Origin of the sequence: Promicromonospora panici (genome assembly GCF_900608595.1) — a bacterium.
In the GTDB taxonomy this organism is placed as follows: domain Bacteria; phylum Actinomycetota; class Actinomycetes; order Actinomycetales; family Cellulomonadaceae; genus Promicromonospora; species Promicromonospora panici.
In genome coordinates, this window is the sequence record NZ_UWYY01000018.1 from 21,185 (window position 1) to 47,919 (window position 26,735).

Genomic DNA, 26,735 nt, shown 5'->3' on the forward strand with positions numbered 1-26,735 from the left:
AAAGGAGTACTGATGAGGAAACGAAGCTCGACCGGCGTCATCGCCGGCACGTTCGTCCTGTCCCTCTCGCTCGCCGCGTGCGGCAGCGCCGGAGGACCGGCCGCCGGGTCCGGCGGGGCGGACGGGGAGATCGGCGGTGAGATCACGTTCCAGACCTGGAACCTCAAGAACGAGCAGTACACCCCCTACTTCGAGGCGCTCGTCGACGCCTTCGAGGCCGAGCACCCCGGTACGACCGTGAACTGGGTCGACCAGCCGGCGGAGGGATACCAGGAGAAGCTCTCGGCGGACGCCACCGCGGGCACGCTGCCCGACGTCGTCGACATGGGGCCGGAGGCCGCCTACACGCTCGGCAGCGCCGGCGCGATCCTCGACATCGCCGAGGCGGACCCCGACGCCGAGTCCGACTACCTCGACAAGGCCTGGGAGGCCATGACCTTCGACGGGCTGGGCGGCGGCACCTACGGATACCCCTGGTACCTGAACACCGGCCCGTCGTTCTTCAACACCGCCCTGTTCGAGGAGTGCGGCCTGGACCCGGACGACCTGCCCGAGACCTACGACGAGCTGTTCGAGCAGGCCCGCACGATGGGCGAGAACTGCGACGACGTCTCGATGATGGCCCGGCTCCCCGTGATCGAGACATTCGGTGAGTACGGCGCGCAGCTCATGAACGAGGACGGCACCGCTTACGCGTACAACGACGCCGCCGGCGTCGAGCTCGTCGAGAGCTTCAAGGAGCTCTACGAGGGCCAGGGGCTGACCGAGGAGTCGCTGAACAACCTGCAGACCAACGAGGTCGAGGAGTTCAAGGCCGGGCGCCTCGCCTACCTGCAGGGCAGCTCCTACACCCTGAACGACCTCAAGGAGACCGCGCCCGACATCTACGACAACATCGCCATGGGCCCGCGCATCGCGAACACGGCCCCCAACATGTACATCGAGTCCCTCGTGGTCAACGCGAGCTCGGCGAACCAGGCGACGGCCATCGCATTCGCCAAGTTCGTGACCAGCTCCGAGAACCAGCTCGAGTTCGCGAAGGAGGCGTCGGTCTTCCCCTCGTCGGCCGGCACGCTCGAGGACCCGTACTTCACCGAGGAGGACGGGACCCCGGAGACCGAGGTCCGGGTCACGACCGCCGAACAGGTCGGCGAGGCCGTCGTCTGGTGGCCGCCGGCATTCTCCGGAGCCGGCGACGCCGAGACGCTGCGCGAGCAGATCGCGCTCGCGCTGCTGGGCGACACCTCGGTCCAGGACGCGCTCGACGCGTCCGTGCAGTACTCCGACGAGCGGCTCGCGGCGGGGCAATGACGACGGCGGTCGTCCCGCACGACCGCCCGGTGCGATCCCGGCCGGAGCCCTCGCGCTCCGGCCGGGGGGCGGCGTCCCGCACGCACTCCCGGTGGTTCGTCCCGTGGCTGTTCCTGGTACCGGCGCTCGCGGTCGTCGGCGTCTTCATCGTCCTGCCGTTCCTCAACACGCTGGCCATCGCGTTCACCGACTCGACGATGCTCGTGCCCGGCCAGTTCGTGGGGCTGGAGAACTTCGGCCGCCTCCTGGACGACCCGCGGTTCGTCACCGCCCTGGTGAACTCGAGCCTCTACGTCGTGGTCGTCGTGCCCGTGATGGTCCTGCTCCCGCTGGTCCTGGCGTCGCTCGTGACGGGGCAGTCGCGGATCATGGGCTTCTTCCGGACCGCCTTCTACCTGCCGGTGGTCATGTCCGCGGTGATCGTCGGCCTGATCTGGACGAACCTGCTGGGCAAGCAGGGGCTCGTGAACGAGCTGCTGCAGTGGCTGAACGTGGTCTCGGCCCCGCTGCCGTTCCTCACCGACCGGTGGCTGCTGCTGTTCAGCGCGATGTTCGTGACCGTCTGGATGGGGCTCGGCTACTACATGGTGATCTACCTCGCGGCCCTGGCGAACATCGACGACTCGCTGTACGACGCCGCGGCGATGGACGGCGCGGGTGCCGTGCGCAAGTTCCTGCACGTGACGCTCCCCGGCGTGCGCTCGACGATGCTGCTGATCGGCCTGCTGTCCTCCATCGCGGCGTTCCGCGTGTTCGGCGAGGTGTACGTGCTGACGAACGGCACCGGCGGCGTCGGCGGGCGCAACCTCACCATGACGATGCTGATCCAGCGGGAGGGCACCGGCCTGCAGGCACAGACCGGCTACGCGGGCGCGATCAGCCTCGTGATGTTCGTGCTCCTGGGCGGGCTGATCGCCGTCCAGCTGTGGCTGCAGAGAAAGCAGGCGGACCGATGAGCGCTGTACGGGCTGTACGGAGCAGGCGCCGGGTCCGCCCGGGCGCGGTCGTGCAGTGGGTGGTGATCGCGGCGATGTTCGTGCTGCTCGCGGGCCCGCTGGTCTGGCAGCTCTCGCTGGCGCTCAAGGGGATGGGCGACGACCTGTACGCCAAGCCGCCCCAGCTCATCCCCACCGACCCCACACTGAGCAACTTCGGCGACGTGCTGGCCCGGGTCCCGGTGCCCCGGTACGTGCTGAACTCGCTGGTCGTCGCCTTCTTCGTGGTGCTGGGGAACGTCATCGGAGCGACCGCCGCCGGCTACGCGCTGGCCCGTCTGCGGTTCCGCGGGCGCGGGCTGGCGACGGCGATCTTCCTGATCGCGATGCTGGTCCCGGTCGAGACCGTGATCGTCTCGCAGTTCCTCCTGGTGCGGTCCATCGCCCTGCAGGACACGCTGCTCGGTGTCGCCCTGCCCACCATGGTCGCCGCCCTGAACATCCTGCTGCTGCGCAACGCGTTCGCGAACATCCCCGACGAGCTCGAGGAGGCGGCGGTCCTCGACGGCGCGAACGCCTGGCAGAGGTTCCTGCGGGTGTGCGTGCCACAGGTCAAGGGCGTGATCACCGTGGTGGCCATCTTCGCGTTCGTCGGCTCCTGGAACGACTTCCTGTGGCCGCTGCTGGTGCTGTCCAGCGACGACAACTACACGCTCACCGTCGGCCTGAACCGCCTGCGCGGCACGTTCTACGACGACCCGCGGCTCATCGCGGCCGGCACCATCGTGGCGCTGGTCCCGATCATCGTCTTCTTCTCCTTCCTCCAGCGTTACTTCTTCCGCGGGCTCGAGTCCGGCGGCCTGAAAGGATGAGTCCTCTGCGTTTCGGTGCCAACTACACCCCGTCCGACGGCTGGTTCCATGCCTGGCAGGACCTGGACGAACGGTCGGTCGACCGCGATATGCGGGCGATCGCCGGCCTCGGGCTCGATCACGTGCGGATCTTCCCGCTGTGGCCGATCCTGCAGCCGAACCGGACGCACATCAGCCCGCGTGCGCTGCGGGACGTCCGGCGCGTCGCGCAGATCGCGGGGGAGCACGGGCTCGACTCCTACGTCGACGTGCTGCAGGGCCACCTGTCGAGCTTCGACTTCGTGCCCGCCTGGCTCACGTCCTGGCACCGGGGCAACATGTTCACCGACCCGGACGCGGTGGCCGCGCAGGCCGCGCTCGTCGCCGCGCTGCACGAGACGCTCGCCGAGGTGCCCACGTACCGGGGGATCACGCTGGGCAACGAGCTGAACCAGTTCTCCGGCGCGCCGCACCCGGACCCGATGCCGGCCACGCCGGCGGATGTGGACCGGTGGCTCGCCAGCCTGCTGGCTCCCGTGCCGGACGACGCCGGCGTCCTGCGGCTGCACGCAGAGTACGACGCCGTCTGGTATCTCGACGACCATCCCTTCGTGCCCGCGCACGCCAGCCGCGTGGGTGACCTGACCGCGATCCACTCCTGGGTCTTCAACGGGACGGCGCAGGAGTACGGCCCGATGTCGCCGCAGAGCCTGCGGCACGCCGAGTACCTCGTCGAGCTCTCCCGGGCGTTCGCGACCGACCTCGAGCGGCCCGTGTGGCTGCAGGAGGTGGGTGCCCCGGGGAACGTCGTCGACGTCGCCGACATGGCGGACTTCTGCGACCGGGCGGTGCGGCACGCGGCCGACAGCCCCGCGCTGTGGGGGGTGACCTGGTGGTGCTCGCACGACGTCGGCTCGACCCTGTCGGACTTCCCGTTCTTCGAGCACACGCTGGGCCTGATCGACGAGTCCGGCCGGCCCAAGGAGATCGGGCTGCGGTTCGCCGACGTGGCCGCCGAGCTGCGCGAACGTCCCGCCGCGGCGCCGCGCACCGATGCCGTGGTGATCGACGTCGACGACCAGGACGTGCCGGTGCTGCGCGCCTCGCTCGCGCCCGGCGGGTCGGTCTTCGAGGCCTGGTCGGACCTCGCCTCCGCGGGCGGACGGCCCGCGCTCGTCACCTCGCGCACCGCGCAGGACCCTGCCGATCTCGCGCGGCGGGGCGTCACGAGCACGAAGCATGTCGTCCCGGGGGCGCGGCGGGTCTACACCTCCGTCTCGGACGAGAGCTTCGAGGCATGACAGCCCGCGCCGCCGAGCTGCTGGCCCGCATGTCGTTGCGGGAGAAGGTCGGGCAGCTCAACCAGCGGATGTTCGGCTGGGACGCGGTGGTGCGCGACGGCTGCAGGTGGCGCATCACCGAGGAGCTCGAGGCCGAACTGGAGCGCTGGTCGGGCCTGGGGGCGCTGTACGGCCTGTTCCGCGCGGACGCCTGGTCCGGGCGCAGCTGGGCCGGCGGGATCCGTCCGGAGGAGCGCGCCGAGGTCGCCGAGCTGGTCCAGCAGGCGGTCGAGCGTGCGGGACGGCACGGCGTGCGGGCCCTGCTCGTGGAGGAGGCGCCGCACGGCCACCAGGCGCTCGGCGGAAGCCTGCTGCCGCAGAACCTCGCGCTGGCCGCGACGTGGAACCCTGGTCTGGTCGAGGAGGCGTCGGCGGCCGTCGCCGCCGAGCTCGCCGCCTCGGGTGCGCACGTCGCGCTCGTCTCCGGCCTGGACGTCCTGCGCGACGGACGGTGGGGGCGGTCCGAGGAGACCTTCGGCGAGGACCCGCTGCTCGCCGCCGAGCTGGCGCGGGCTGTGGTGACGGGCATGCAGGGCGCTGACCGGTCCCAGGTCGGCGCGGGCGGCGTCGCCGTCGTGCTCAAGCACCTCGCCGCGCAGGGCGAGGCGACCGGCGGCCGCAACGGCCAGTCGGCGGTGATCGGGGAGCGCGACCTGCACGAGATCCACCTCCCGCCGGTCCGCGCCGCCGTCGGCGCAGGTGTGCTCGGGCTGATGGCCGCGTACAACGACATCGACGGCGTTCCCTGTTGCGCCAGCCCCGCGCTGCTGCGGACCTACCTGCGCGGTTCGCTGGGGTTCGACGGCATCGTGATGGCGGACGGGCTGGCCGTCGACCGGCTGGCGCCCTTGGCCGGCGACACCGCCGCGGCCGGACGCCTCGCCCTGCTCAGCGGCGTAGACCTGTCCCTGTGGGACGAGGGCTTCACCACGCTGGAGGCCAGCGCGGCGGTGGACCCGGCCGTGGCCGCCGCCGTGGACGAGGCGTGCCTGCGGGTGCTCACGCTCAAGGACACGCTGGGGCTGCTGGGCCCGGCGGCGTCGGTAGGCTCTGCCGACCAGCCCACCGGGCAACCCACCGACCAACCCGCCGCGCGGGAGCGCCTCGAGATCGCCCGCGGACGCACCGAGGTGCTGTCTCGCCGGCTCGCGCGCGAGTCCGTCGTGCTGCTCGACGACGACGGCGGGCTCCTGCCCCTCGACGCCGGGCGGTTCCGGCGCGGGAGCCGGGTGCTCGTGGTGGGGCCGGGCGCGGCGTCGCACACGGCGCTCCTGGGCGACTACGTGCCGCCGCTGCCGCCCGACCAGCAGGTCAGCGTCCTGGACGCGCTGCGCGCCAGGCTCCCGGACGCGAAGGTCACGTTCCTGCCGGACGACGACGTGCGGCTCGGGGCGTTCGCCCGGGAGTCGGGCCTGGTCGTGGCCGTGCTGGGCGGCACGAGCCATCGCGCCTACGACGAGGAGTTCGCCGATAACGGCGCCGCGGCGGACCCGCGGGCCTCGGCGGCCACCGGGGGAGAGGGCGTCGACCTGGCCGACGTCTCCTTGCCGCACGGGCAGGACGGGTTCCTGGCCGGGCTGCGCGCCGCGACGGTCGCGCCGGTCGTGGCGCTGATGGTCGCCGGGCGGCCGCACGTCCTGACAGCGGTGCTGGAGCACGCGGACGCGACGCTGTGGGTCGGGTACGCGGGACCTTCGGGCGGCCACGCGGCCGCGGCGGCCCTGTTCGGCGACGCCGCGATCGGGGGCAGCCTCCCGATGACGCTGCCGCGGTCCGCCGGGGTGCTGCCGGTGCGGTACAACGACAGGCACCGGCCGGACGGCGTCTACCAGGACGTGCCGGACCCGGTGCTGCTGCCGTTCGGGCACGGCGTGCCGGCCGGGCTGCGGCTGCACGGCGTGTCGGTGACGGTGGCGCGGGACGTGGTGGGGGTGCGCGCCGTCGCCTCGAACACCGCGGCCGTGCGCGTCGAGGGTGTGGTCCAGGTCTACGCCCACCGCGCGGGTGGTCCCGCGCTGCCTCGGCTGCGCGAGCTGGTCGCCTTCCGCCGGGTCGGCCTCGCGCCGGGCGAGTCCGCCGCGCTGTCCTGGGACGTCGACCCCACCGCGATCTTCGCCGACGGCGCCGCGGCCCGGACGGCGCTGCAGGTGGGGCCGGAGCTGGTCGAAGGGCTCCGGCCCCACCGCGGGTAAGGCGTCAGCCGGCGGGCCGGACCACCGTGGTGGTCCGGTTGCCGGCGTAGTCCTCCAGCGTCACGGCGATCTCGCTGTCCGGGCTCGAGACGGGCACATCCGTCAGCGCCAGCGACGTGGTGCGCCCTCGGACGACGTACGGCTTCTCCCCCGAGGAGTAGGTGGTCGCGAACGTCTTGGCGACACCGTCCTCGGTGACGTACAGCTTGTCCCAGTCCGGGACGGCGGGCGTGCGCACGCGCATCCGGGAGCCGTCGATCGTGACGAGCTCCGCCGGATAGGCGTCGGCCACCGTGTCGATGAACTCGGCCCGGGTGGTCACTGCGGTGCCGGTGCCGGTGCCGGTGCCGGTGCCGGTGCCGGGGCGCAGGCTCAGGCGGTAGTGGCCGCCGTCGACCGGGAGCCCGCTGAACGTCACGCTCGTGGCCCCGGGTTCGGCGACGGCGCTGCGCTCGACGACGCGCTCCGCGTACTCCGACGTGAGCTCGACCAGGGTGGGCCCCGAGCCGGGCGCCGCCGACCAGGTGACGGCCAGCGTCCCGTCGGCGGCCGGGGTGGCGACGACCTCGCTCGGCGCGGCCGCGACGTCATAGGCGATCTTGGCCGGGGCGCTGCGCGCGCCGTCGTGCCCGACCGCGTACAGCTTCAGCGTGCCCCGGTCGTGGGCGAACTTCTTCACGTAGAGCGACTCGTCGTAGGTCCCGCCGAGGTACTCGTCGCCCAGGTACACCTCGTACCGGGCCACGTCCTCGTAGGGTGCCAGGTCCCAGCTCAGCAGCAGCTCGTCGGTGTCGGTGAGCGCGGCGTCGAGGGAGAAGCCGGCGGGCCTGGCGGGGGCCTCGGTCACGCCGTCGGTCAGGCGCAGGGCCCCGAGGTTGACCTGGAACTCCTCCACGGGCTCTGTCCCGGCGGCGACCTTCAGGCTGACGGTGGCGATGCGCTCGCCGGCCAGCGACGAGAGGTCGACCGTCGACGTCGTCCAGCCCGCCGTGTGCCTGCCGGAGCCGGGCAGCGGGAGCTCGATCTCGGTGGCCGGGTCGTCCACGAGCGTGACGACCATCCGCAGCTCGGTGCCGTCGGACGCCGACGGCTTCGTGTAGGTGACGTCCAGGGCGCTGCGGTCGGTCACGGCCAGGTCGGTGCGGTACAGGCGCACGGTGCTGTCGGCGTCGACGGTGCCCGCGACCGCCAGTGACGAGCCGCCCTCGTATGCGCCGACCGGCTCGTACGTGAAGCGGTCGGCGGCGGTGTGGTCGGGGCCGAAGTCGTAGTCGACCTCCAGCGGCGTGCCGTCCGACCGCACGTCCCACTGCCAGGTCACCGGGATGTCCTGGACGTTGATGTTCGACCACTCCCGGTCCGCGGAGACGGCGCCCGCCCTGCGGTACTCGAGGCCGTGCCCGGTGTTGAAGGTGGTCGAGAACGTGGAGCCGGAGATCGCCGAACGCTCGGTGATGTAGCTCGCGACGCCGGCCCAGCTCTCCGACGTCGTGCCGCCGGGACGGCCGGTGGAGCTGCCCGTCCACCACTGCCGGGAGCGGTCGAAGGCGCGCCACTGCTCGGTGTCGTCCTCCTTGTCGGCCATGTCGGCGTGCACGAAGTCGGCGCCGAGGGTCGCGATGCTGTTCATCGGCTGGCCGTCGGCGTCGAGGTTGTCGGCAAGGTCGTACGGCTGGTCGAACTGGTACATGCCTGCTTCGACGCCGGCGAAGACTGCCTGGTGCGGGTCGAGCCCGATCAACCGGGCGTGGTCGCGCGAGGCGGTGAGCTTGGCCGCGTCCCACCAGTAGTTCAGGAACATCGAGTCGGACACGTCGCCGAGCTCGGGGTCCCGGACGAACGGGCTGTTCAGGGCGTTGAACTCGTTCTGGTAGACGCGGTCGCCCGTGGTGTTGTGCACCGAGTCGTAGAACTGCACGTACAGGCCGCCGTCGCGCAGGGCCTGGAGGAACTCCTTGTAGCGGACGATGTCGTCGACGGCGACGGAGGGCTCCTCCTGGTTGATGAAGTAGCCGTCGAAGCCGTAGTACCGGGCGAGCTCCACGAGCTTGTCCGCGACCGGGTAGCCGCCGTCCTCGTCCTGGACCAGTAGCTCGGTGTAGGTCTGGGTACCGCGGTCGTTCTCGGAGAAGAAGATGGTCCCCAGGGAGCGCACGCCGTTCTTGTGCGCGGCATTGGTGTACGCCGGGTTCGGCAGGTTCAGCATGCCGAACTCGAACCACTTCTCGCGCCAGTCCAGCGTCGGGTCGTACAGCTCCTCGGGGACGCCCTCGACCGGCTGGCCGTGCCAGGACGCGTGGATGTCCGTGTACTGCCAGAAGTCGAACAGGTGCGTGCTGAACTCGTTGGTCGACTGGTGGCTCTCGAAGAACGCGTTCCCATAGTCGCCGGCGAGGTTGAGCAGCTGGGTCGACGGTGAGAGCTCGGGATGCAGCTGGGTCTCGGCGATCGGCTCCACCCGCTCCTGGAGCGGCACGCGTGCGCGCAGCAGGTCCCCGAACAGGTCGCTCTCCGGGGTCCAGGCCAGGAGATCGGTGGAGCTGTACCCGTGCTGGTAGGGCTGGTTGGCGCCCTTGGCTGACTCACCGGTCCAGGGCAGCGTGTCCGAGGCGAGGGCGGACGACGGCGTCAGCGCGAGCACCAGCGCGGTGCCGGCCAGCGCCGCCGTCGTCCGCCGCACGTATCGGGGCGGGTACCGCCGAGGGCGGGACGGGGAGGACATAGGCATGGGTCGAGTACCTGCTTTCTGCGTCGTGGCTGTGGTCGGTGTGGCGGTGGTGCTGCCTGACGGCGGCGCTACCCGGCGGCGGCGCGCAGGTCGTCCAGGAAGACGTCGAGGACTCCGTCGGCGAGCCGGACCGTCCCCTGGGGCCGCGGCCGCGGGTCCCCGGGGATCAACCCGGCCTCCTGGATCTGCGCCTCGGCCCGCTGGAACAGCGCGGCGGCGGTCTCCTCGTCCCCGGCGGCGCTCGCCTCCGCTGCGTCGAGCGACGTGGTGAGCGCCGCCGACCAGCGGTCCGTCGCCAGCAGCCACGGCGCGACGTCGGCCTGGAAGATCGGGTCGGGCACGCCCGCGCGGATCAGACCGGGCGCCGCGGCGACGTCGTCGGCCACGGGCCGGAAGCCGTCGATCGCGGCCTGGCGGTCCCCGGTGTTCCAGACCGCCCAGAACTCGTCGATCTCCCGGGCGAGCGCAGGTGCCTGCGGCAGCCACGGGGCGTCGCCGAACGTCGGCGCGAGGTGGTTGAGGTCGAAGAACGTGAGCAGGGCGCCGACCGTCGCCGCGTCGCCTTCGGCGAGGTACCCGGCCGCGTTCCGCGCGGACCGCTCGTGGTCGTAGGCGTGCTCGTTCCAGAGGAAGTCCGCCGCGGTGAACAGGACCACCTTGCTGGCCGCGGCCTGGTTCATCGGGTTCAGCACGATGCCTGACAGGTGCTCGGACAGGCCCGGCTCGCGTTCCTGGTAGGCGCCCAGGTGCAGCCGGCCGGGGGTGCCGAAGTCGTTCACCGGGTAGTTGTCCCAGACGAACGCCTTGCGGCCGAAGATGGCCGCGATCCGCTCGGCGTCCTCGATCAGGATGTTCGGCGGCACCGTCGCCATGCCCGTCCACATGACCTCGATGCCCTGCTGGAGCTCGGCGCGCAGGGTCTGCCGGTAGACGGTGTCGGCGATGCCCTCGTAGTGCGTGGGCGTCATCCGCAGGGGGTACGTGCCCTCGTGCGTGTCGAGGAACTCGGTCTGGACCCGGTTCAGCAGGTCGGCCTGCGCCCGGGCCTGGTTCGCCTGGCTGTTCGGGTCGCCGTACGCCGCCTCGTCCCCGGCACAGCTCCAGCTGTCGAGGCTGATGTCGTCGAACGGGACGTGGAAGACGCGCACGCCGGCGTCGTACACCGCCTGGAACTTCGCGATCAGCGCGTCCCAGTCCGCCGGCGAGGTGAAGCAGATCTTGGTGGCGACACCCTCCTGCTGGAACCCGGGCGAGAGCGCGAAGGTGAACCTGACGTGGTTGGCGGTGGCTTCGTCCGCGAGCTCCCCGAGCTCGGCGAGCTTGTCGGCGGGGTACGGGTCGCGCCAGCGGTCGCGGTGGTACGGGTCGTCCTTGGGCGCGTAGACGTACGTGTTCATCTTCACGTCGCCGTAGAAGCGGAGCTGGTCCAGCCGGTCCGCGTGCGACCAGGGCGCCCCGTAGAAGCCCTCGATGGTGCCGCGCAGCGGCATGGAGGGGTAGTCGACCACCTCGACGCCTGGCACCAGCGCCGTGCGCCCGCGCGGCTCGACGAGCTGGGGCAGGGTCTTGGCCGCGTAGAACGTGCCGTCGCCGTCCGCTCCTCCCAGGACGATGGTGGCACGCGGGATGTGCCCGACGCCGATCGCGTAGCCCTCGGCGCGCAGGTCAGCGGGCACGGCGACCCCCAGGTCGTCCAGCGCGGCCGCCACGTCCGGGGTGGCGGTGGCGCCGACGCGGATGGTCACGGCGGTCCGGCTGCCGGTTGAGCCTCCGGCTGTGCTGCCTGCTGTGATCACCTCGACCCGGGCCGCGCCGGCGTCCCGGGCGGTGTCACGGACGAGATCGCGGTTCGGGTCGTCGACGTCGGCGTCGACGACGACGCGCACGGTCTTGCCCGTGAGCACCACGGGCGCCTCCCCGTTGAGCGCCAGGTGCTGCGGCGCGGGGGAGACCACGGGCGGGGGAGCGGCGGGCGCGGCCGCCGCCGAGGCTGTGGCTCCCGGTAGCGCGGGCAGCGCTGTCAGCGCGACGGCAGCCAGCGCGCCGAAGTGGGTCCTGAGTCGCCTCGTCATCGCGGATCTCATGTGCGCACCTCTCGGGGTCGGACCGCTCCGCCCGGCCGGTCGGCCGTCGAACTGCGGTGTCCATCTGGCGGGCTATAGGCGAAATTCCGGAACTAACCCGATTTAGTGTAGAGGGATGACGAACCGGACGACAAGGGTCGGCGGCACGCCGCGCCCGGCCGGCGAGGTGCTCAGCTGAGCGCGGTCGCGCGTGCCGCCCTTGCTTCACCGCCGCATTCAGGGCAGAGTCTGGGGTGACGCACCTCACACCGTCGTGAGGCGCGTCGCTCAGGAGGTGCCGAATGACGACCAGCGAATTCGCGACGCTGCGCCGCTCGATCGAGCAGCTGCGCCAGAGCGTCTCCGGCGTGCGCGGCGCCTTCGGGGACGCGCCCGAGGTACGCCGCCTCATGAACGATCTCGAGCGGCTGGAGATCGACGCGGCCGAGCTCGCGTCGCGCGAGCCGCTGCGGCCGGCGCACAGTTCCGGTCACCTCCCCGAGCACGTCGTCGTGCCCGACACCCCGCTGGACGCGTCGATGTTCAGCGATGCCGACGACGAAGGACTTGGCGGCTACCACGGCGACCGGTCGTGACGGCGCCCGCACGTGACGTCGGCTCCCGGGGCGTCGACAGTCCGGGGCGCGCCGCCGTCGGGGCGCGCACGCTGCGCACGGACCGGTGGTGGCTGCCACCGGCCGCGACCACCATCGGCATCCTGATCTTCCTGGTGTACGCCACGGTGCGGGCGTTCCAGCAGCAGTACTTCTTCGCCGACGAGCGCTATCTGACGCCGTTCTACTCGCCCTGCGTGTCCTACGGGTGTGCGTCGGAGCCCGGGTCGGCCCACTTCGGGATGTTCCTGCCGGACCACCCGCTCATCCCGTACGCCGCGCTCAGCCTGCCGTTCCTGCTGCTGTTCCGGCTCACCTGCTACTACTACCGCAAGGCGTACTACCGGTCGTTCGCGCTGGCCCCCGCCGCATGTGCGGTGCCGGAGCCGCACGCGACGTACCACGGCGAGACGCGCTTCCCGCTGATCCTGCAGAACAGCCACCGGTACTTCTTCTACCTCGCGGTGGTCATCTCGGTCATCAACACCTACGACGCGATCGTCGCGTTCCGGCATCCGACGGACGGGTTCGTCGTCGGCGTGGGCAACCTCGTACTGCTCGCGAACGTGACGCTGCTGTGGTGCTACACCCTGTCGTGCCACTCGTGCCGGCACGTGATGGGCGGCCGGCTCACGCACTTCTCGAAGCATCCGGTGCGGTACCGGCTGTGGACCTGGGTGTCCGCGCTCAACACGCGGCACGCGACCTTCGCGTGGATCACGCTCGGCACGCTCATCCTGACCGACCTGTACGTCGCGCTGGTGGCGAGCGGGACCATTACCGACCTGCGCCTCATCGGCTGAGAAACTTTTGCTAGGAACTACCTCAGAGGGAGCCCAGCGTTGACCGACACCGAACGGCACGAGTACGACGTCCTCGTCATCGGCGCTGGGGGCGCCGGGCTGCGCGCCGCGATCGAGGCGGCCGAACACGGCCTGCGGACGGCGATCGTATGCAAGTCGCTGTTCGGCAAGGCGCACACCGTGATGGCCGAGGGCGGCTGCGCCGCGGCGATGGGCAACGTCAACGAGAACGACTCCTGGCAGGTGCACTTCCGGGACACCATGCGCGGCGGCAAGTTCCTGAACAACTGGCGGATGGCGGAGCTGCACGCCAAGGAGGCGCCCGACCGGGTCTGGGAGCTGGAGACGTACGGCGCGCTGTTCGACCGCACGAAGGACGGCCGGATCAGCCAGCGGCACTTCGGCGGGCACAGCTACGCGCGGCTGGCGCACGTCGGCGACCGGACCGGGCTCGAGCTGATCCGGACCCTGCAGCAGCGCATCGTGGCGCTGCAGCAGGAGGACTACGCCGAGACCGGCGACTACGAGGCGCGGCTGCGGGTCTTCGCGGAGTGCACCGTCACGGAGCTGCTGACCGAGGGCGGCGCCATCGCCGGCGCGCTCGGCTACTGGCGCGAGTCCGGCCGCCTGCTCGTGTTCTCGGCGCCCGCCGTCGTGCTCGCCACGGGCGGGATCGGCAAGTCGTTCCAGGTGACGTCGAACTCGTGGGAGTACACGGGCGACGGCCACGCCCTCGCGCTGCGGGCCGGCGCGGAGCTCATCGACATGGAGTTCGTGCAGTTCCACCCGACCGGCATGGTCTGGCCGCCCAGCGTCAAGGGAATTCTCGTGACCGAGGGCGTGCGCGGCGACGGCGGCGTCCTCAAGAACGCGGACGGCAAGCGCTTCATGTTCGACTACGTCCCGGCCGTGTTCAAGGGCCAGTACGCCGAGTCCGAGGAGGAGGCGGACCGCTGGTACGCCGACCAGGAGAACAACCGGCGCACGCCGGACCTGCTGCCCCGCGACGAGGTGGCCCGCGCGATCAACACCGAGGTCAAGGAAGGGCGCGGCTCTCCGCACGGCGGCGTGTACCTCGACATCGCGAGCCGCATGAAGCCTGAGGAGATCAAGCGGCGTCTGCCCTCGATGTACCACCAGTTCAAGGAGCTGGCCGACGTCGACATCACGGCCGAGCCGATGGAGGTCGGCCCGACGTGCCACTACGTGATGGGCGGTATCCACGTCGACCCGGACACCGGGCAGTCCCGCGTGCCGGGGCTGTTCGCGGCGGGGGAGTGCGCCGGCGGGATGCACGGCTCGAACCGGCTCGGCGGCAACTCGCTCTCCGACCTGCTGGTCTTCGGACGGCGCGCAGGGCTCGGCGCCGCGGACTACGTCGCCGGGCTGGGGCGGCGTCCGGTGGTCCGGGACGCGGAGATCGACGCGGCGGCGGAGATGACGCTGGCGCCGTTCGCGCCGACGGCTCCCGGAGTAGCCAGCGAGAATCCTTACACCCTGCACGCCGAGCTGCAGCGGATGATGAACGACCTGGTCGGCATCATCCGGACGGAGGCGGAGATGGCCGCCGCGCTCGACCGGCTCGGTGAGCTGCGGGAGCGCCTGCACGACGTCGTGGTCGAGGGCCACCGCCAGTACAACCCCGGCTGGCACCTGGCGCTGGACCTGCGGAACATGCTCATGGTCAGCGAGGCCGTCGCGGCGTCGGCCCTGATGCGCACCGAGAGCCGCGGAGGCCACACCCGCGAGGACCACCCGGGGCTCGACCCCCAGTGGCGCCACCGCGTGCTGCGGTCGCGGTGCCCGCGCGGGCCGGGGGACGACGCCGTGGTGCCGCGCGTCGTCGTCGAACCGGCCGAACGGGTCCCCATGCGCGAGGACCTGCTCGCCCTGTTCGACGTCGCCGAGCTGGAGAAGTACTACACGACGCCCGAGCTGGCCGGACACCCGGCCGGACACTCAGCCGGAAGCCCGCAGGGAGGGACCGCATGAGCTACACGGGTCAGTTCCGGGTGTGGCGGGGCGACGCCGACGGCGGCGCGCTGGCCGACTTCCGCGTGGAGGTCAACGAGGGCGAGGTGGTGCTCGACGTCCTGCACCGGCTGCAGGCCACGCAGGCGCCCGACCTCGCCGTGCGGTGGAACTGCAAGGCAGGCAAGTGCGGGTCGTGCTCGGCGGAGATCAACGGCAAACCGCGGCTGCTGTGCATGACGCGCATGTCCGTCTTCGAGCACGACGAGGTGGTCACCGTGACGCCGATGCGGACGTTCCCGGTGATCCGCGACCTCGTGACGGACGTGTCGTACAACTACACGAAGGCGCGCGAGATCCCGTCGTTCACGCCGCCGGCCGGCCTGGCTCCGGGCGAGTACAGGATGGGCCAGGCCGACGTCGGGCGGTCGCAGGAGTTCCGCAAGTGCATCGAGTGCTTCCTGTGCCAGGACACGTGCCATGTGGTGCGCGACCACGAGGAGAACAAGGAGTCGTTCGCGGGCCCGCGCTTCCTGATGCGGATCGCTGAGCTCGAGATGCATCCGCTCGACGTCGCGGACCGGGTGTCCGCTGCGCAGGACGAGCACGGGCTCGGCCGCTGCAACATCACCAAGTGCTGCACCGACGTCTGCCCGGAGGGCATCAAGATCACCGACAACGCGCTCATCCCGATGAAGGAGCGCGTCGCGGACCGGCGCTACGACCCCTTGGTCTGGCTGGGTCGGACGATCTCGCGCCGCCGGGACTGACTGAACTTCGCGCGCCGAGTCAGTCGGTCGGTGTCGATCTCGTTCAGTACCGCGGCAGCGTGTCCGTGAAGCTCGGGTCCCGGCGACGCATGTAGTCGCCGTCGTTGCGCGCCGTGCGGCCGGAGCGCAGGAACCGCTCGTGGAGCTCCTCGACGCGCCCCAGGTCGACGTCGACGCCGAGCCCGGGACCCGTCGGGACGGTGACCGCGCCGTCGACGATGTCGATCCCGCCGTCCGGCACGACGTCGTCGGCCCGGTTCCAGGGGTAGTGGGTGTCGCAGGCGTAGGCGAGGTTGGGGATGGCCGCCGCCACGTGAGTCATGGCGGCCAGCGAGACGCCGAGGTGCGAGTTCGAGTGCATGGACACACCCATGCCGGTCGCCTCGCAGATCGCGGCGAGCTCCTTGGTGCGGCGCAGGCCGCCCCAGTAGTGGTGGTCGCTCAGGAGGATCTGGACGGCGTCGCTCCGCACCGCGGGCAGGATGTGCTCCGTCTCGACGACGCACATGTTCGTCGCCAGCGGCAGCCCGGTCTCCGCGTGGACCCGGCTCATCCCGTCGATGCCGAGCACCGGGTCCTCGAGGTACTCCAGCACGCCGTCCAGCCGCCGCGCCACGTCGAGCGCGGTCTCGTGCCGCCACGCCCCGTTCGGGTCGATCCGCAGGGGCAGGCCGGGGAACGCCTCGGCCAGGGCGAGGAGGGACTCGACCTCGACGTCGGGGTGCAGGGCCCCGGCTTTGAGCTTGATCGACCGGAAGCCGTACCGGTCGATCAGGCGCTTGGCCTGGGCCACTACGCCGTCGGGGTCCAGGGCGGCGCCCCACTCGTCGTCGTCCGCCCCGATGTGCCCGGCCCACTTGAAGAACAGGTACGCGCTGTAGTCGACGCGGTCGCGCAGGGCGCCGCCGAGCAGCTCGCTGATCGGGCGGCCGAGCAGCTTGCCCTGGCCGTCGAGCGCCGCGACCTCGATCGGGGCGAACGTGACGAGCCGCGCCTGCGCGCCGAGGTCGGGCCGCAGGCGCCGCAGCACGGCATCTACCACCGACTCGATGCGCGACGTCGCGAACACGTCGAGCCCCAGCAGCTCGGCCTCCAGCGCCGGGACGACGTCCGGCGGCAGCGCGTCGCCGCGCCCCTCGCCCCAGGCGATGACGTCTCCGATCTCGAGGCGCACCAGGGTGCGCAGGGCCAGCGGCTCGTGCACGCCGGCCGCGTTGAGCAGCGGCGGGTCGGAGAAGGCAAGCGGGTAGACGGTGAAGCCGGTGATCTTGCTGTCGATGATGTTCATTCCCGTGCTCATTCCCGTGCTCATCCCTTGATCGCTCCAGCCGAGATCCCCCGCATGAACGAACGCTGGAAGCCGAGGAAGGCGAGGATGGAGGGCACCATCGCCAGCGTCGAGGCGACGAGGACGACACCGATGCCCACCTCGGGGTCCGCCCGCAGGCTGCTCAGCGCCAGCGGCAGCGTGTAGGTCTTCGCGTCCGAGGCCACCAGCAGCGGCAGCAGGTACTGGTCCCAGATCATGGTGAACCCGAACACCCCGATGACGCCGAGGGCCGGGGTCACGGTCGGCAGCACCACGGACCAGAAGACCCGCAGCTCGCCCGCGCCGTCGAGCCGCGCGGCCTCCTCGAGCTCCTTGGGCACCTCCTTCATGAACTCGGTCATGACGAGGATCGCGAAGCCCCACGCGACGATCGGCACGATCATCCCGGCGAGGGAGTCGGTGAGGTTCAGGTGCAGCAGGGGCAGGTCGGACAGCACGACGGCGAGCGGGATGGCGAGGATCTCCTCGGGCAGCATCATGGTCGCCAGGATCAGCACCAGGACGACGCCGGCGCCGCGGAACTTCTTGCGCGCCAGCGCGTACGCCGCCAGCACCGACACGCCCATCTGCAGCAGCAGCCCGACGCCGACCACGAACAGGGAGTTGCCCAGGTAGTGCAGCACGTCGCGGTTGAGCGCCGCCCGCCAGTTGTCCAGCGTGACGTCGGTCGGGACCAGGGAGAGGCGGGACGGGTCGCGGTTGGCGTCGAACGCCCCGACCAGGATTGCGACGAGCGGCCCGGCGAACGTGAGCACGACCAGCACGCACACGAGGACTGTGGTCGCCCGGAGCCACCAGCGGTTCTGGGCGCCCAGGCCCAGCGCGGTGTCGAGGTTCTTGCTCATGAGTCCTCCTTGCGCACGCCGGAGCGCACGAGCAGCGTCAGGACGATGGTGGCCAGCAGCAGGACGACGGACCCGGCCGCGGCGACCCCGAGCTCGACCCGCTCGAACCCGAGCCGGTAGATCAGCGTCATCAGCACCTCGCTCGACCCGTTGGGCCCGCCGTTGGTCAGCAGGTACACCTCGGTGAAGATGCGCATGGCGCGGATCGCGGCCAGCGTGAGCAGGATGGCCATGGCCGGGCGCAGAGCGGGCAGCGTGACGTAGCGGATCCGGCGGACCCAGCCGGCGCCGTCGAGCGCGGAGGCCTCGTAGAGCGACCGGTCCACGCCGACCAGGCCGGCGATGATGATGATCATGTCGTAGGGCGCGTCGCGCCAGATGCCCACGAGGATCACCGACAGCAGCGACGTGTCGGGGGAGTTGATCCACTGCGACGGCTCGATCAGGAAGAACCCGAGGATGCTGTTGGCCAGCCCGTCGTCCGTGGGGTGGTAGATGATCCGCCAGAGCTCGGCGATCACCGCCGTCGGAACGACGACGGGCAGGAAGGCCGCGGAGCGGACGAACCAGAGCCGGCGGGCCTGTCCTTCGAGCAGGAGCGCCAGGGCGAACCCGACGAGGACCGCGCCGGCCGTCTGGGCGACGGCGATGATCGCCGTGTGGCCGGCCGCGGAGAGGAACTCGTCGGTCTCGAGCAGCGCACGGTAGTTCTCCCAGCCCACCCAGGAATTGCCCAGGTAGGGCTGCACGTCCTGGAAGCTCATCACGAAGGCCTGACCCATCGGGATGAACTTGAAGTAGGTGAACAGCACGAGTGCCGGGGCGAGGAAGGCCCACGGGACCCACCACCGGCCCAGGCGGCTGGTCCGCCGCGCGACCGGGACGCGCCCGGAGGGCGGCGCGGGTGCCTCGTCTGCCTGGTCCCTGGTCAGCACGGTCATGGCGCCAGCACCTCCTGGTCGGCGAGCTCGGCCGTGAACACCTGGTCGAGCTCCTCCATCTCCGTGCGGACGTCGAGCGAGCAGTCGCTGATCAGCGCGTTGAGCGTGTTCGCCGACGCGGTCAGGAAGGGGGTCCAGTTGGGCACGGCGGGCACGTACCTGCCGTTGTCGTCGTAGAGCTCCTGGACCGTCTCCCACTCGTGGGCGTCCCGCATGCCGCCCATGTCGACCGTGGAGTTGACGGGTAGCCGCACGATGTTGCCGTCCTCGTGCCCGGCCATGCCGATCTCCTGGCCCTCGGGCGAGATCACGAACTCCGCGAACCGCTCCTGTGCGGTCTCGCTCGCCGATCCCTCCATGAGATAGACGTTGTTGCCCTCCGCCAGGGTGGTCAGCCCGGCAGGGCCGGGCGGCGGCCGGAGGGCCTCGAGGTCGTCCCCGAGGGCGTCGACGAGCGCCGGCAGCTCGTAGGGGGCGACGAGGAACGACCCCGCGCCGCCCGTCTGGAACGTCTCCTTGGCGTTCGTGGTGTCCTGGCTGCTCGCGCCCGGCTGCAGCACGTTCTCGGTGCAGGCGAGGTCGCGGATCCAGGTGGCCGCCGCGACGGACCCGTCGTCGGCGACCGCCGAGCGGTAGCCCTCCGGGGTCTCCTCGAAGTACTCGCCGCCGCCGGACCAGAAGAAGGTCGAGGTGTTCCACGAGATGTAACCCCGCTCGGTGGTCCCGGGAACGGCGATGCCCGCCACCTCCTGGCCCGTGCCGGTGGGATCGTCCCCGACGTAGCCCCGCCACATGTCGACCAGAGACTCCCAGTCCTGGGGCACCGGCAGCCCGAGGTTTTCGCGCCAGTCCTTGCGGTTCATGAGAGCCACCGTGTGAGCCGTCATCGGCACGCCGTAGTAGCCGCCGTAGTAGGAGCGGGCGCCGTCCCAGGCCCGCTCGTTGATGTCCGCGGAGCCCTCGATCTGCTCCCGGTCGATCTCCCGGAGGAAGCCCTGGCTCTGCATGTTGCCGAGCTGCGCGGTGTCGTTGATGACGATGTCCGGCAGGTTCCGCTGCACGGCCCGCTGCTGGAGCTTGATCTCGAAGTTGTCGGAGATCGAGGTCATGGTCGCGGGAATCCCCGTCTCCTCGGTGAACTCCCGGACGAGCTCCTGCCCGATGAGGTCGGAGGGGCTACCGGGCCCCTTGCGCTGCCAGATCTCGAGGGACTGCTCCTGCACGGGCACCTGGTCCACGTCTGCGGCGGCGGTCATCCCGGAGCATCCCGTGAGGACCGGCAACGCGAGGACTGCGGCGAGGCCCGCGAGGGCTTTGCGTCTGGTCATGAGCTCCGTCGTTCATGAGGGGGTGAAATGTGAGTGCCACCGTAGGAACGGGAAACCATGCCTGTCCAAAACCCGTATGGCATGGACTGATGCCCTGAGTGCATTCAGCGGCCCGCCCGGAGGGGCCTGCTATGGTCCACGTAGTCGTCCGGGGCCGCCTCGTCCCGGGCCAACGATGCTCTTCCGCCCGGTGACAGGGGCGGCGGTGATGGCGTGTGTCCCGCCCTGCCGCAGTCCTGGAAGTCCCTCGGCGGGCCACGGGTCGCACCGCAGTAATCGGCACCAGCGACCCCGGGTGGCCCGTCCCGCCGGACGGCGTCAAAGGACACCCCATGTCCCGTGCCACCACCGGCTACGGTCCACTGCTGCGCACCCCTGGCGCCGCCGCTTTCTTCCTCACCGCCGCCGTCGGACGTGTCGGCATCGCCATGACCGGGCTCGGCCTCGTCTGGCTGCTGCACGACCGCACCGGCTCCTACGCCACCGCCGGCCTGGCCACCGCCGGGTTCGCCCTCGCGGAGGCACTGGTCGGCCCGCACCTGGCCCGGCTGGTCGACCGGTTCGGCCAGACCCGCGTCCTGCCGTTCTACCTCCTGGCGCACGGCGCCGCCGTCGCCGGCCTCCTCGTGTCGACGACGCCGACCGCCGCCATCGTCGCCGCCACCTGCGCCGGGGCGGCCGTGCCCCAGCTCGGCGCTCTGTCCGGCGCACGCTGGGCCCACCTGCTGCGCGGCGAGCGCGCCGGCGAGCTGCCGAGCGCGTTCTCCCTGGAGTCGCTGGCGAACGCCACCGGGTTCCTCGTCGGCCCCGTCCTGGTCACCGCGCTCGGCGCGGCCGGTCACGCCGTGCTGGCCAGCGCCGTGGCCGCGGCCCTGATCCTCGGCGGAGGGGCGGCGCTCGCCGCCCAGCGCCGCACCGCACCCCCGCCTGCCCGGCCGGACGCCGACGGCGCGCCCCGGGAACGGTCCGGGCTGCTGTCGCGGGCGTTCCTGCTGCTGGCGTGCCTGAACCTGGCCATCGGGCTGTATTTCGGCACCATGGGCGTCGCGGTCACCGCCTTCGCCGTCGGCCACGGCGTACCCGCCGCGGCCACGCCGCTCATCGCCGCCTCCAGCATCAGCGGGCTGCTCGCCGGCTGGCTCTACGGGCTGCGCCGGCACCCGACCCCGGCGCACCGCCAGCTCGTCGTCGCCACGACCTACCTGACGGCGACGGCAGTGCTCCTACCGCTGGCGCCGTCCGCGGTCTGGCTCGGCGCCGCCGTCGTGCTCACCGGGGCCGCGGTACCGCCGATCCTCGTGCTGCTGACCGTCCTGACCGAGAGGTCGGTCCGGCCCGGGGTGCTCACCCAGGCCTTCACCTGGAACAACTCCGCCAGCGCGGCGGGATCGGCGCTCGCGGCCTCGCTGGCCGGACGAGCCGCCGACAGCTGGGGGCCGTCGGGCGCGCTCGCCCAGGCACCGGTGGCGGGGTTGCTCCTGGTGGTGCTGGCCCTTGTGCTCGCGGCCCTGCTCGGTAAGGCGGGGCTCGGTAGGGCCCGGCGTGGTCAGACCGGTGACCTGCGCGGCCGGCGGGTCAGCAGGGGGTCATGACGCCGCGGCCGCTCCATGGGCCGGACGGCATCCAGGGCCTCGGCCAGCGAGTCCCGCGTGACGGTGACGCCGTCGCGGTTGCCGCGCAGCGCCGTCATCACCTGGTCGGCCGCCAGGCGCAGCGAGACACCGGCCTCGCGTGCGACGCCGACCAGGGTGTCGGCGGCCGTGGCCTCGTCCACCCCGCGAACCGCGACGATCACGCCCTTGACCTGCTCGATCGTGGCCTGGCTGACGAAGGCGCGGTTCACCACGCCGTCGGACCGGCGGGCGAGCGCCTCCTTCTGGACCGGCGTGACGTCCACGACGTAGCCGACCAGCTGCGGCGAGCTGTCGCGGGCACCCTGGGACCCCTGGCCGGTCACCACCACCGACCGGGTCCGGCCGTGGCGGTCGACGATCCGGTGCGCGCACGCGAACGGCCGGCCGAGCCGGAGGGCCTCACCGGCCGCCCGGACGACGCGGCCGCGGTCGTCGGGGTGCTTGCGGGAGCGGAGTGCCTCGAGGCCCGGCTCGACCTCGTCACGCTTCCAGCCGTGCATGGTGTAGACCTCGTCGGACCACCACCAGGTGCCCGAGGCCAGCTCGACGCTGTACCGACCGACGAGCAGGTTGGTCCCGAGACCGAGGGTGCGGGACAGGTCTCCTGCCGAGAAGCCTGCTGCGGGTGCCGCAGCGGCGGCGTCGGCGAGGGCGGTCTGCGGTTGATCGAAGGAAGACACATGAACCTCCCAGTTCCGATTTCGGACCGGGAGCCGCTTCATGACTCCGAGTATCAGAGTATAGAGCAGCAGGGACGATTCGGACAGTCGAGGTGTCAGATCGTTGACGCAGGCAGGTCGTCGAGCGGGACGAGCAGGGCCGAATCGCCCCGCTTCCAGCGCTCCAGCATGAACCGGCCGACGTCGCCGTCGACCGCCAGGCACGCGGCGGCGCCGAACAGGATGTCGTCGCGCAGCGCCGGCTCCTGCTCGGCGAGCCGGCCCGCGAGGTCGCGGGCGGCGATCTGCTCGTGCACCGAGTCGGCCTCGACGTGCTCGTCGAAATAGTCGGTAGTGTCCGTGCCGTACCCGAGCCGCCGGAACCCGTCGCTGTACAGCCGGCAGGGGATCGCGGACGTGATCTCGTACGCGGCCAGGTGCCCGACGATCGCTCCCCGCAACCGGCGGTGCAGCGCGAACAGCGACATCGTGTTCAGCGAGGCGAGGATCGGCGCGGGAGCGGCGTCGAGGTACCGGCCGTAGGTGTCGTCGAGCCCGGCGCCGCGCATCGCACGCGCGAAGAGCTCAGCGTGCAGCCGGCCCGGCCGGCCCCCGCCGTACTCGTCCGCCTGGATCTCCACCAGCGCCGCCTTGGGCGTTCCGTACAGTCGCGGTATCGCCCACGTGTGCGGGTCGGCCTCCATGAGCTGGTAGATCGACCGCAGGGCCAGGAGCTCGCGCGCCTGCCCGACGTCGGCGTGCTTGGCGAGGTACCGCGCGAGGCTGGGCGGGCCGTCGGTCTCGGCGAGCTCGAACAGCCGGCGGGCGACGGCGGCGGCGTCGGCCCCGTCGCACGTCGGCTGCCCCGCCCGCACCCGTACGGCCGCCTCGAACGGGCGCTCGAGCGCGTGCCGCACGGCCAGCACCGACGGCTCCCACTCCCAGGCGTCGTCGATCCCCTCGACGCCCCGGTGATGCAGCTCGTACAGGACCGTCAGGGCGAGCTGCAGGTCGCCGTCGCCCAGGACGGCGTCGGGTGACGCGTCGTCGTGCACGCCGGCGGCGACCGCCTCGCGGAGCGGGGCGAGCTGCCCTGCCGGATCGGCGGCGGGCGGCCCGGCGCTGAGACCTGCGAGCAGGGCGGAGCTCAACGGGCCGCGCGGACGAGGAAGCGGGAGACGGGCCCCCTCGCGGGAGACACGCCGGCCGGCGTCGCCCGCGGAGGTGCGGTCTCGCAGCGGGGTTGAGGTCATGGGGAGAACTCCTGATCGTGCACGGGCCGCGCCACTGCTCGACGCCGCGCCCATCGTGCGCACGAAGCGGCCGACTCGCGAGCCGTGCGACCGCGCTCGCCCGGGTTGCGAGTGGCATCCGTCGTCCTACGTTGGGGCCGAGGTCAGGAAGAGGCCGCACCAGGGGAGCGCGGACCACTGTGGCCCATGCTCCCTGAACCCGCCCGGTCGATCTCCGGGCGCGGACGACGACAGGAGTCCGACCATGAGCGAGACGGATGTTCCGTACGGGGCAAGGCCCGGGTCGCAGCACACGTGGGCGCCCGGCGCGGCGCCCGACAGCGCCGACCCGGGCGGCGGCGGTGTGAGGGAGCGGGTCGCCGAGACGGCGTCGCGCGTGGGCGACGCCGGACGGGAGACGGCCCACGACGCGAGGGAGGGGGCGCGCGATGTCGCCCACGAGGCCACCGACCAGGCCCGCGGCCTGGCCGACCGCACCCGGACAGAGCTGAGGTCGCAGGCGGGGTCGCAGCAGCAGCGGCTCGCCGCCGGCCTGCGCTCCCTGGGGGACGAGCTGAGCCAGATGGCCGGCGGCACCCAGGACCCGGGCTACGCGAGCGACATCGTGGAGCGCGCGGGCGACGCCACCAGACGCGCGGCCCAGTGGTTCGAGGAGCGTGAGCCTGCCACCGTGCTGCACGAGGTCGAGAACTTCGCCAGGCGTCGGCCGGGTGTGTTCCTCGCGGTGGCGGCGGGCGCCGGGCTGATCGTCGGGCGGTTCCTGCGCGGCGCGAAGGACGCGCCGGACGACGGCGGCGGGAGCACCGAGACCGCTGGGACGACCGCGCGGACCGGGATTCCGGCGGGGCACATGCCCCCGACTCTCCCGCCGACGGCGCCGGACGGCCCGCGGCCACAGACCGCCGGGGGTGACACCGATGTCGAGCACACGTGACCCGTTCGCCGCGTCCACCGCGGCGGAGCACACGACGACCGGCGGCGGGGCACCCACGCCGGGTGCCTCGGCGGGCTCGGGCAAGGAGCCGAGCGTCGGCGAGCTCGTCGGCGAGGTCAGCCGTGACCTGTCGACGCTGGTCCGGCAGGAGATCGAGCTGGCGAAGGCGGAGGCGAAGCAGTCCGCGCAGCGGGCCGGGAAGGGCGCCGGGATGTTCGGCGGCGCCGGGGTGGCGGGCCACATGGTCCTGCTGTTCCTGTCCCTCGCGCTGTGGTGGGCGCTCGGCACCGTCATGGGCTTCGGCTGGTCGGCGCTCGTCGTGGCCGCGGTCTGGGCCGTGGTCGCCGGCGTGCTCGCCCTGCGCGGGCGCACGGAGCTGCGGTCGGTCGAGGGGATGCCGCAGACCGCCGACTCGGTCAGGAAGATCCCCAGCGCACTGCGCGGACACGAGGAGGAGAACTCATGAGCACCAGCGACCCGCAGGAGATCAGGGCGGACATCGAACGCACGCGCGGCGAGCTGAGCCGCGACGTCGACACGCTCGGCGACCGGGTGAACCCGAGCCAAGTGGCGCGGCGCAGGATGGACCGGGCACGGTCCGGCCTGGCGCACGTCCGGGATCGGGTGATGGGCACGGCGCACGACACGATGGACACGGCCCAGGGCACCACGCACGAGATGGCTGACCGGGGCCGGGAGGCGGCGTCGTCCGTCGCCGACTCAGCTCGGCACACCGCGTCGTCCGTCGCCGAGAGCACCCGGTCGGCACCGCGCAGGGTGCGCGAGCAGACTGAGGGCAACCCGCTGGCGGCGGGCGTCGTGGCCTTCGGGATCGGTCTGGTGCTCGCGTCGGTCGTCCCGTCGAGCCGCACGGAGCAGCGGGCCGCCAAGGCCGTCGAGGAGAAGGCGGAACCGCTCGTCGAGGGCGCGCGGTCGGCGGCGTCGGAGATCGCCCACGACCTCGAGGAGCCGGCCCGCGAGAGCGTCGACGCCGTCCGCGACGCCGCGAAGGACGCGGCGCAGTCCGTCGGTGAGCACGGCCGCGAGGCCGCGGCCGACGTCCGCTCGCGGACGACCGGCAGCGAATGAGCCCACCGAGAGTCCTGGGGGATGACATGGCCGACGTCAACGAGACATCCGACCGGTCCGAGGCCCCGCCGCCGGACGACCGGCGCAAGCCGGACTCGCCGCCGGACCTGCGTCGTCGGACCTGGGTGCACGTCCTGCGCACCACGGGGCGGCAGTTCTCCCGGGACCAGTGCCTGGACCTGGCCGCCGCCCTGACCTACTACGCGGTGCTCGCCGCCGCGCCGGCCCTGCTGGCGCTCGTCTCCGTGCTGGGTCTGGTGGGCAGCGGCGGGCAGGCCGTCGAGCGGGTGATCGGCACGATGGAGGGCGTCGTCCCGCCGGACGTGCTCTCGATCGTCCAGCCGCTCGTCGAGAACGCCGCCGAGAACGGGGGCGGGGCGGGCCTCGCCCTCGTCCTCGGTGTCTTGCTCGCCCTGTGGTCCGCCTCCGGGTACGTCGGCGCCTTCGGGCGCGCGATGAACCGGGTGTACGGGATCGACGAGGGCCGCCCGGTCTGGAAGCTCCGCCCGGTGCTGTTGCTGGTCACCCTGGTGGCCGTCGTCATAGCTGCCCTGGTCGTCGCGGCGCTCGCGCTCAGCGGGCCGGTCGCGCAGGCGGTGGGCGACGCCGTCGGCCTGGGTGCGACGGCGGTGACGGCCTGGAACATCGCCAAGTGGCCGGTGGTGCTGCTGCTGGTCGTGGCGCTGGTCGCGATCCTCTACCGCGTCACGCCGAACGTGCGGCAGCCCAGGATGCGCTGGCTCAGCGTGGGCGCGTTCGTCGCGATCCTCGTGTGGGTGCTCGCGTCCGCGGCGTTCGGCCTGTACGTCGCCACGTTCGCGAGCTACGACGCCACCTACGGGTCGCTGGCGGGGATCATCGTGTTCCTCCTGTGGCTGTGGATCACGAACCTCGCCCTGCTCTTCGGCGCCGAGCTGGACGCGGAGCTGGAGCGGGGCCGCGAGCTCCAAGGCGGCATCGCCGCCGAGGAGACGGTCCAGCTACCGCCCAAGGACGCGCGCGCGAGCGAGAAGCGGGAGGCCAAGTGGCGGCAGGAGGTGGAGCGCGGCCGGGAGCTCCGGGTGGCTGCGACCCGGGCGGGCGACGGCGACGCCGCGAACCGGACCCGTTCCGCCGACCACACTGACCACTGAGCCTGAGGAGG

At 72.0% G+C, this 26,735-nt stretch carries 22 protein-coding genes; 14 read left to right on the forward strand and 8 right to left on the reverse strand.

What is annotated here, in order from left to right; genetic code table 11:
- Positions 1 to 12: 12 nt before the first annotated feature.
- Genes EW117_RS20600 through EW117_RS20620 form a run of 5 tightly spaced genes read left to right on the forward strand, consistent with a single transcriptional unit; the run spans position 13 to position 6,629 of the window.
- On the forward strand, positions 13 to 1,311 hold the full coding sequence (locus EW117_RS20600) for an ABC transporter substrate-binding protein (protein ID WP_129788579.1): 1,299 nt from the start codon (positions 13 to 15) through the stop codon (positions 1,309 to 1,311).
- Positions 1,308 to 2,267 (forward strand): carbohydrate ABC transporter permease, encoded by a 960-nt coding sequence (locus EW117_RS20605; RefSeq protein ID WP_129788580.1) that lies wholly within the window; start codon positions 1,308 to 1,310, stop codon positions 2,265 to 2,267. The genes EW117_RS20600 and EW117_RS20605 overlap by 4 nt, the downstream gene beginning before the upstream one ends.
- On the forward strand, positions 2,264 to 3,118 hold the full coding sequence (locus tag EW117_RS20610) for a carbohydrate ABC transporter permease (protein WP_129788581.1): 855 nt from the start codon (positions 2,264 to 2,266) through the stop codon (positions 3,116 to 3,118). The genes EW117_RS20605 and EW117_RS20610 overlap by 4 nt, the downstream gene beginning before the upstream one ends.
- A complete protein-coding gene (locus EW117_RS20615) occupies positions 3,115 to 4,398 on the forward strand; it encodes a glycoside hydrolase 5 family protein (RefSeq protein WP_207211964.1) in 1,284 nt (427 codons plus the stop codon). Before EW117_RS20610 ends, EW117_RS20615 begins: the two co-directional genes overlap by 4 nt.
- Positions 4,395 to 6,629 carry a glycoside hydrolase family 3 protein gene (locus tag EW117_RS20620; RefSeq protein WP_129788582.1) on the forward strand — a complete coding sequence of 745 codons (2,235 nt, stop codon included), beginning with the start codon at positions 4,395 to 4,397 and terminating at the stop codon, positions 6,627 to 6,629. Before EW117_RS20615 ends, EW117_RS20620 begins: the two co-directional genes overlap by 4 nt.
- A gap of 4 nt (positions 6,630 to 6,633) precedes the next feature.
- On the opposite strand, the gene EW117_RS20625 is transcribed toward EW117_RS20620, so the two are convergent.
- A complete protein-coding gene (locus EW117_RS20625) occupies positions 6,634 to 9,357 on the reverse strand; it encodes an endo-beta-N-acetylglucosaminidase (RefSeq protein ID WP_207211965.1) in 2,724 nt (907 codons plus the stop codon).
- Positions 9,358 to 9,425: 68 nt separating this feature from the next.
- Positions 9,426 to 11,441 carry a glycoside hydrolase family 84 protein gene (locus EW117_RS20630; protein WP_129788583.1) on the reverse strand — a complete coding sequence of 672 codons (2,016 nt, stop codon included), beginning with the start codon at positions 11,439 to 11,441 and terminating at the stop codon, positions 9,426 to 9,428.
- Between the two features lie 281 nt (positions 11,442 to 11,722).
- Here EW117_RS20630 and EW117_RS20635 point away from each other — a divergent pair, with 281 nt between their 5' ends.
- Genes EW117_RS20635 through EW117_RS20650 form a run of 4 tightly spaced genes read left to right on the forward strand, consistent with a single transcriptional unit; the run spans position 11,723 to position 15,578 of the window.
- A complete protein-coding gene (locus EW117_RS20635; RefSeq protein WP_129788584.1) occupies positions 11,723 to 12,016 on the forward strand; it encodes a hypothetical protein in 294 nt (97 codons plus the stop codon).
- The gene (locus EW117_RS20640) at positions 12,013 to 12,837 is read left to right on the forward strand and encodes a hypothetical protein (RefSeq protein ID WP_129788585.1); all 825 of its coding nucleotides are present in this window, start codon (positions 12,013 to 12,015) and stop codon (positions 12,835 to 12,837) included. Before EW117_RS20635 ends, EW117_RS20640 begins: the two co-directional genes overlap by 4 nt.
- A 39-nt stretch (positions 12,838 to 12,876) precedes the next feature.
- Positions 12,877 to 14,829: a fumarate reductase/succinate dehydrogenase flavoprotein subunit gene (locus EW117_RS20645; protein WP_129788586.1), complete on the forward strand. Its 1,953-nt coding sequence runs from the start codon at positions 12,877 to 12,879 to the stop codon at positions 14,827 to 14,829.
- A complete protein-coding gene (locus tag EW117_RS20650; RefSeq protein ID WP_129788587.1) occupies positions 14,826 to 15,578 on the forward strand; it encodes a succinate dehydrogenase/fumarate reductase iron-sulfur subunit in 753 nt (250 codons plus the stop codon). Before EW117_RS20645 ends, EW117_RS20650 begins: the two co-directional genes overlap by 4 nt.
- Before the next feature lie 43 nt (positions 15,579 to 15,621).
- Here the strand turns inward: EW117_RS20650 and EW117_RS20655 are convergent, their stop codons facing one another.
- Genes EW117_RS20655 through EW117_RS20670 form a run of 4 tightly spaced genes read right to left on the reverse strand, consistent with a single transcriptional unit; the run spans position 15,622 to position 20,022 of the window.
- Positions 15,622 to 16,866 (reverse strand): enolase C-terminal domain-like protein, encoded by a 1,245-nt coding sequence (locus EW117_RS20655; RefSeq protein WP_207211966.1) that lies wholly within the window; start codon positions 16,864 to 16,866, stop codon positions 15,622 to 15,624.
- A 20-nt stretch (positions 16,867 to 16,886) separates the two neighbouring features.
- Positions 16,887 to 17,753 carry a carbohydrate ABC transporter permease gene (locus tag EW117_RS20660; protein ID WP_129788589.1) on the reverse strand — a complete coding sequence of 289 codons (867 nt, stop codon included), beginning with the start codon at positions 17,751 to 17,753 and terminating at the stop codon, positions 16,887 to 16,889.
- Positions 17,750 to 18,694: a carbohydrate ABC transporter permease gene (locus tag EW117_RS20665; RefSeq protein WP_129788590.1), complete on the reverse strand. Its 945-nt coding sequence runs from the start codon at positions 18,692 to 18,694 to the stop codon at positions 17,750 to 17,752. The genes EW117_RS20660 and EW117_RS20665 overlap by 4 nt, the downstream gene beginning before the upstream one ends.
- Positions 18,691 to 20,022 carry a sugar ABC transporter substrate-binding protein gene (locus tag EW117_RS20670; protein ID WP_129788591.1) on the reverse strand — a complete coding sequence of 444 codons (1,332 nt, stop codon included), beginning with the start codon at positions 20,020 to 20,022 and terminating at the stop codon, positions 18,691 to 18,693. The genes EW117_RS20665 and EW117_RS20670 overlap by 4 nt, the downstream gene beginning before the upstream one ends.
- A 332-nt stretch (positions 20,023 to 20,354) precedes the next feature.
- Here EW117_RS20670 and EW117_RS20675 point away from each other — a divergent pair, with 332 nt between their 5' ends.
- A complete protein-coding gene (locus EW117_RS20675; RefSeq protein ID WP_129788592.1) occupies positions 20,355 to 21,614 on the forward strand; it encodes an MFS transporter in 1,260 nt (419 codons plus the stop codon).
- On the opposite strand, the gene EW117_RS20680 is transcribed toward EW117_RS20675, so the two are convergent.
- Both EW117_RS20680 and EW117_RS20685 read right to left on the reverse strand, forming a co-directional pair.
- Positions 21,569 to 22,336 (reverse strand): PAS and ANTAR domain-containing protein, encoded by a 768-nt coding sequence (locus tag EW117_RS20680; RefSeq protein WP_242504413.1) that lies wholly within the window; start codon positions 22,334 to 22,336, stop codon positions 21,569 to 21,571. The two genes, EW117_RS20675 and EW117_RS20680, sit on opposite strands and share 46 nt — an antisense overlap.
- A gap of 95 nt (positions 22,337 to 22,431) precedes the next feature.
- The gene (locus EW117_RS20685) at positions 22,432 to 23,568 is read right to left on the reverse strand and encodes an iron-containing redox enzyme family protein (RefSeq protein WP_129788594.1); all 1,137 of its coding nucleotides are present in this window, start codon (positions 23,566 to 23,568) and stop codon (positions 22,432 to 22,434) included.
- 244 nt (positions 23,569 to 23,812) lie between these two features.
- Here EW117_RS20685 and EW117_RS20690 point away from each other — a divergent pair, with 244 nt between their 5' ends.
- Genes EW117_RS20690 through EW117_RS20705 form a run of 4 tightly spaced genes read left to right on the forward strand, consistent with a single transcriptional unit; the run spans position 23,813 to position 26,724 of the window.
- The gene (locus EW117_RS20690; protein ID WP_129788595.1) at positions 23,813 to 24,502 is read left to right on the forward strand and encodes a hypothetical protein; all 690 of its coding nucleotides are present in this window, start codon (positions 23,813 to 23,815) and stop codon (positions 24,500 to 24,502) included.
- Positions 24,486 to 24,968: a phage holin family protein gene (locus EW117_RS20695; RefSeq protein WP_129788596.1), complete on the forward strand. Its 483-nt coding sequence runs from the start codon at positions 24,486 to 24,488 to the stop codon at positions 24,966 to 24,968. The genes EW117_RS20690 and EW117_RS20695 overlap by 17 nt, the downstream gene beginning before the upstream one ends.
- Complete coding sequence (locus tag EW117_RS20700; protein WP_129788597.1) at positions 24,965 to 25,591, forward strand: DUF3618 domain-containing protein; 627 nt, start codon at positions 24,965 to 24,967, stop codon at positions 25,589 to 25,591. The genes EW117_RS20695 and EW117_RS20700 overlap by 4 nt, the downstream gene beginning before the upstream one ends.
- A 26-nt stretch (positions 25,592 to 25,617) precedes the next feature.
- On the forward strand, positions 25,618 to 26,724 hold the full coding sequence (locus EW117_RS20705; protein WP_129788598.1) for a YihY/virulence factor BrkB family protein: 1,107 nt from the start codon (positions 25,618 to 25,620) through the stop codon (positions 26,722 to 26,724).
- The last annotated feature ends 11 nt before the right edge of the window (positions 26,725 to 26,735 follow it).

Excerpts from the sequence above, each read along its gene's own strand:
- EW117_RS20600 (WP_129788579.1), top strand. The coding sequence starts at position 13 with ATGAGGAAACGAAGCTCGACCGGCGTCATCGCCGGCACGTTCGTCCTG.
- EW117_RS20605 (WP_129788580.1), top strand. The coding sequence starts at position 1,308 with ATGACGACGGCGGTCGTCCCGCACGACCGCCCGGTGCGATCCCGGCCG.
- EW117_RS20610 (WP_129788581.1), top strand. The coding sequence starts at position 2,264 with ATGAGCGCTGTACGGGCTGTACGGAGCAGGCGCCGGGTCCGCCCGGGC.
- EW117_RS20615 (WP_207211964.1), top strand. The coding sequence starts at position 3,115 with ATGAGTCCTCTGCGTTTCGGTGCCAACTACACCCCGTCCGACGGCTGG.
- EW117_RS20620 (WP_129788582.1), top strand. The coding sequence starts at position 4,395 with ATGACAGCCCGCGCCGCCGAGCTGCTGGCCCGCATGTCGTTGCGGGAG.
- EW117_RS20625 (WP_207211965.1), bottom strand. The coding sequence starts at position 9,357 with ATGCCTATGTCCTCCCCGTCCCGCCCTCGGCGGTACCCGCCCCGATAC.
- EW117_RS20630 (WP_129788583.1), bottom strand. The coding sequence starts at position 11,441 with ATGAGATCCGCGATGACGAGGCGACTCAGGACCCACTTCGGCGCGCTG.
- EW117_RS20635 (WP_129788584.1), top strand. The coding sequence starts at position 11,723 with ATGACGACCAGCGAATTCGCGACGCTGCGCCGCTCGATCGAGCAGCTG.
- EW117_RS20650 (WP_129788587.1), top strand. The coding sequence starts at position 14,826 with ATGAGCTACACGGGTCAGTTCCGGGTGTGGCGGGGCGACGCCGACGGC.
- EW117_RS20655 (WP_207211966.1), bottom strand. The coding sequence starts at position 16,866 with ATGAACATCATCGACAGCAAGATCACCGGCTTCACCGTCTACCCGCTT.
- EW117_RS20660 (WP_129788589.1), bottom strand. The coding sequence starts at position 17,753 with ATGAGCAAGAACCTCGACACCGCGCTGGGCCTGGGCGCCCAGAACCGC.
- EW117_RS20665 (WP_129788590.1), bottom strand. The coding sequence starts at position 18,694 with ATGACCGTGCTGACCAGGGACCAGGCAGACGAGGCACCCGCGCCGCCC.
- EW117_RS20670 (WP_129788591.1), bottom strand. The coding sequence starts at position 20,022 with ATGACCAGACGCAAAGCCCTCGCGGGCCTCGCCGCAGTCCTCGCGTTG.
- EW117_RS20675 (WP_129788592.1), top strand. The coding sequence starts at position 20,355 with ATGTCCCGTGCCACCACCGGCTACGGTCCACTGCTGCGCACCCCTGGC.
- EW117_RS20685 (WP_129788594.1), bottom strand. The coding sequence starts at position 23,568 with ATGACCTCAACCCCGCTGCGAGACCGCACCTCCGCGGGCGACGCCGGC.
- EW117_RS20690 (WP_129788595.1), top strand. The coding sequence starts at position 23,813 with ATGAGCGAGACGGATGTTCCGTACGGGGCAAGGCCCGGGTCGCAGCAC.
- EW117_RS20695 (WP_129788596.1), top strand. The coding sequence starts at position 24,486 with ATGTCGAGCACACGTGACCCGTTCGCCGCGTCCACCGCGGCGGAGCAC.
- EW117_RS20700 (WP_129788597.1), top strand. The coding sequence starts at position 24,965 with ATGAGCACCAGCGACCCGCAGGAGATCAGGGCGGACATCGAACGCACG.
- EW117_RS20705 (WP_129788598.1), top strand. The coding sequence starts at position 25,618 with ATGGCCGACGTCAACGAGACATCCGACCGGTCCGAGGCCCCGCCGCCG.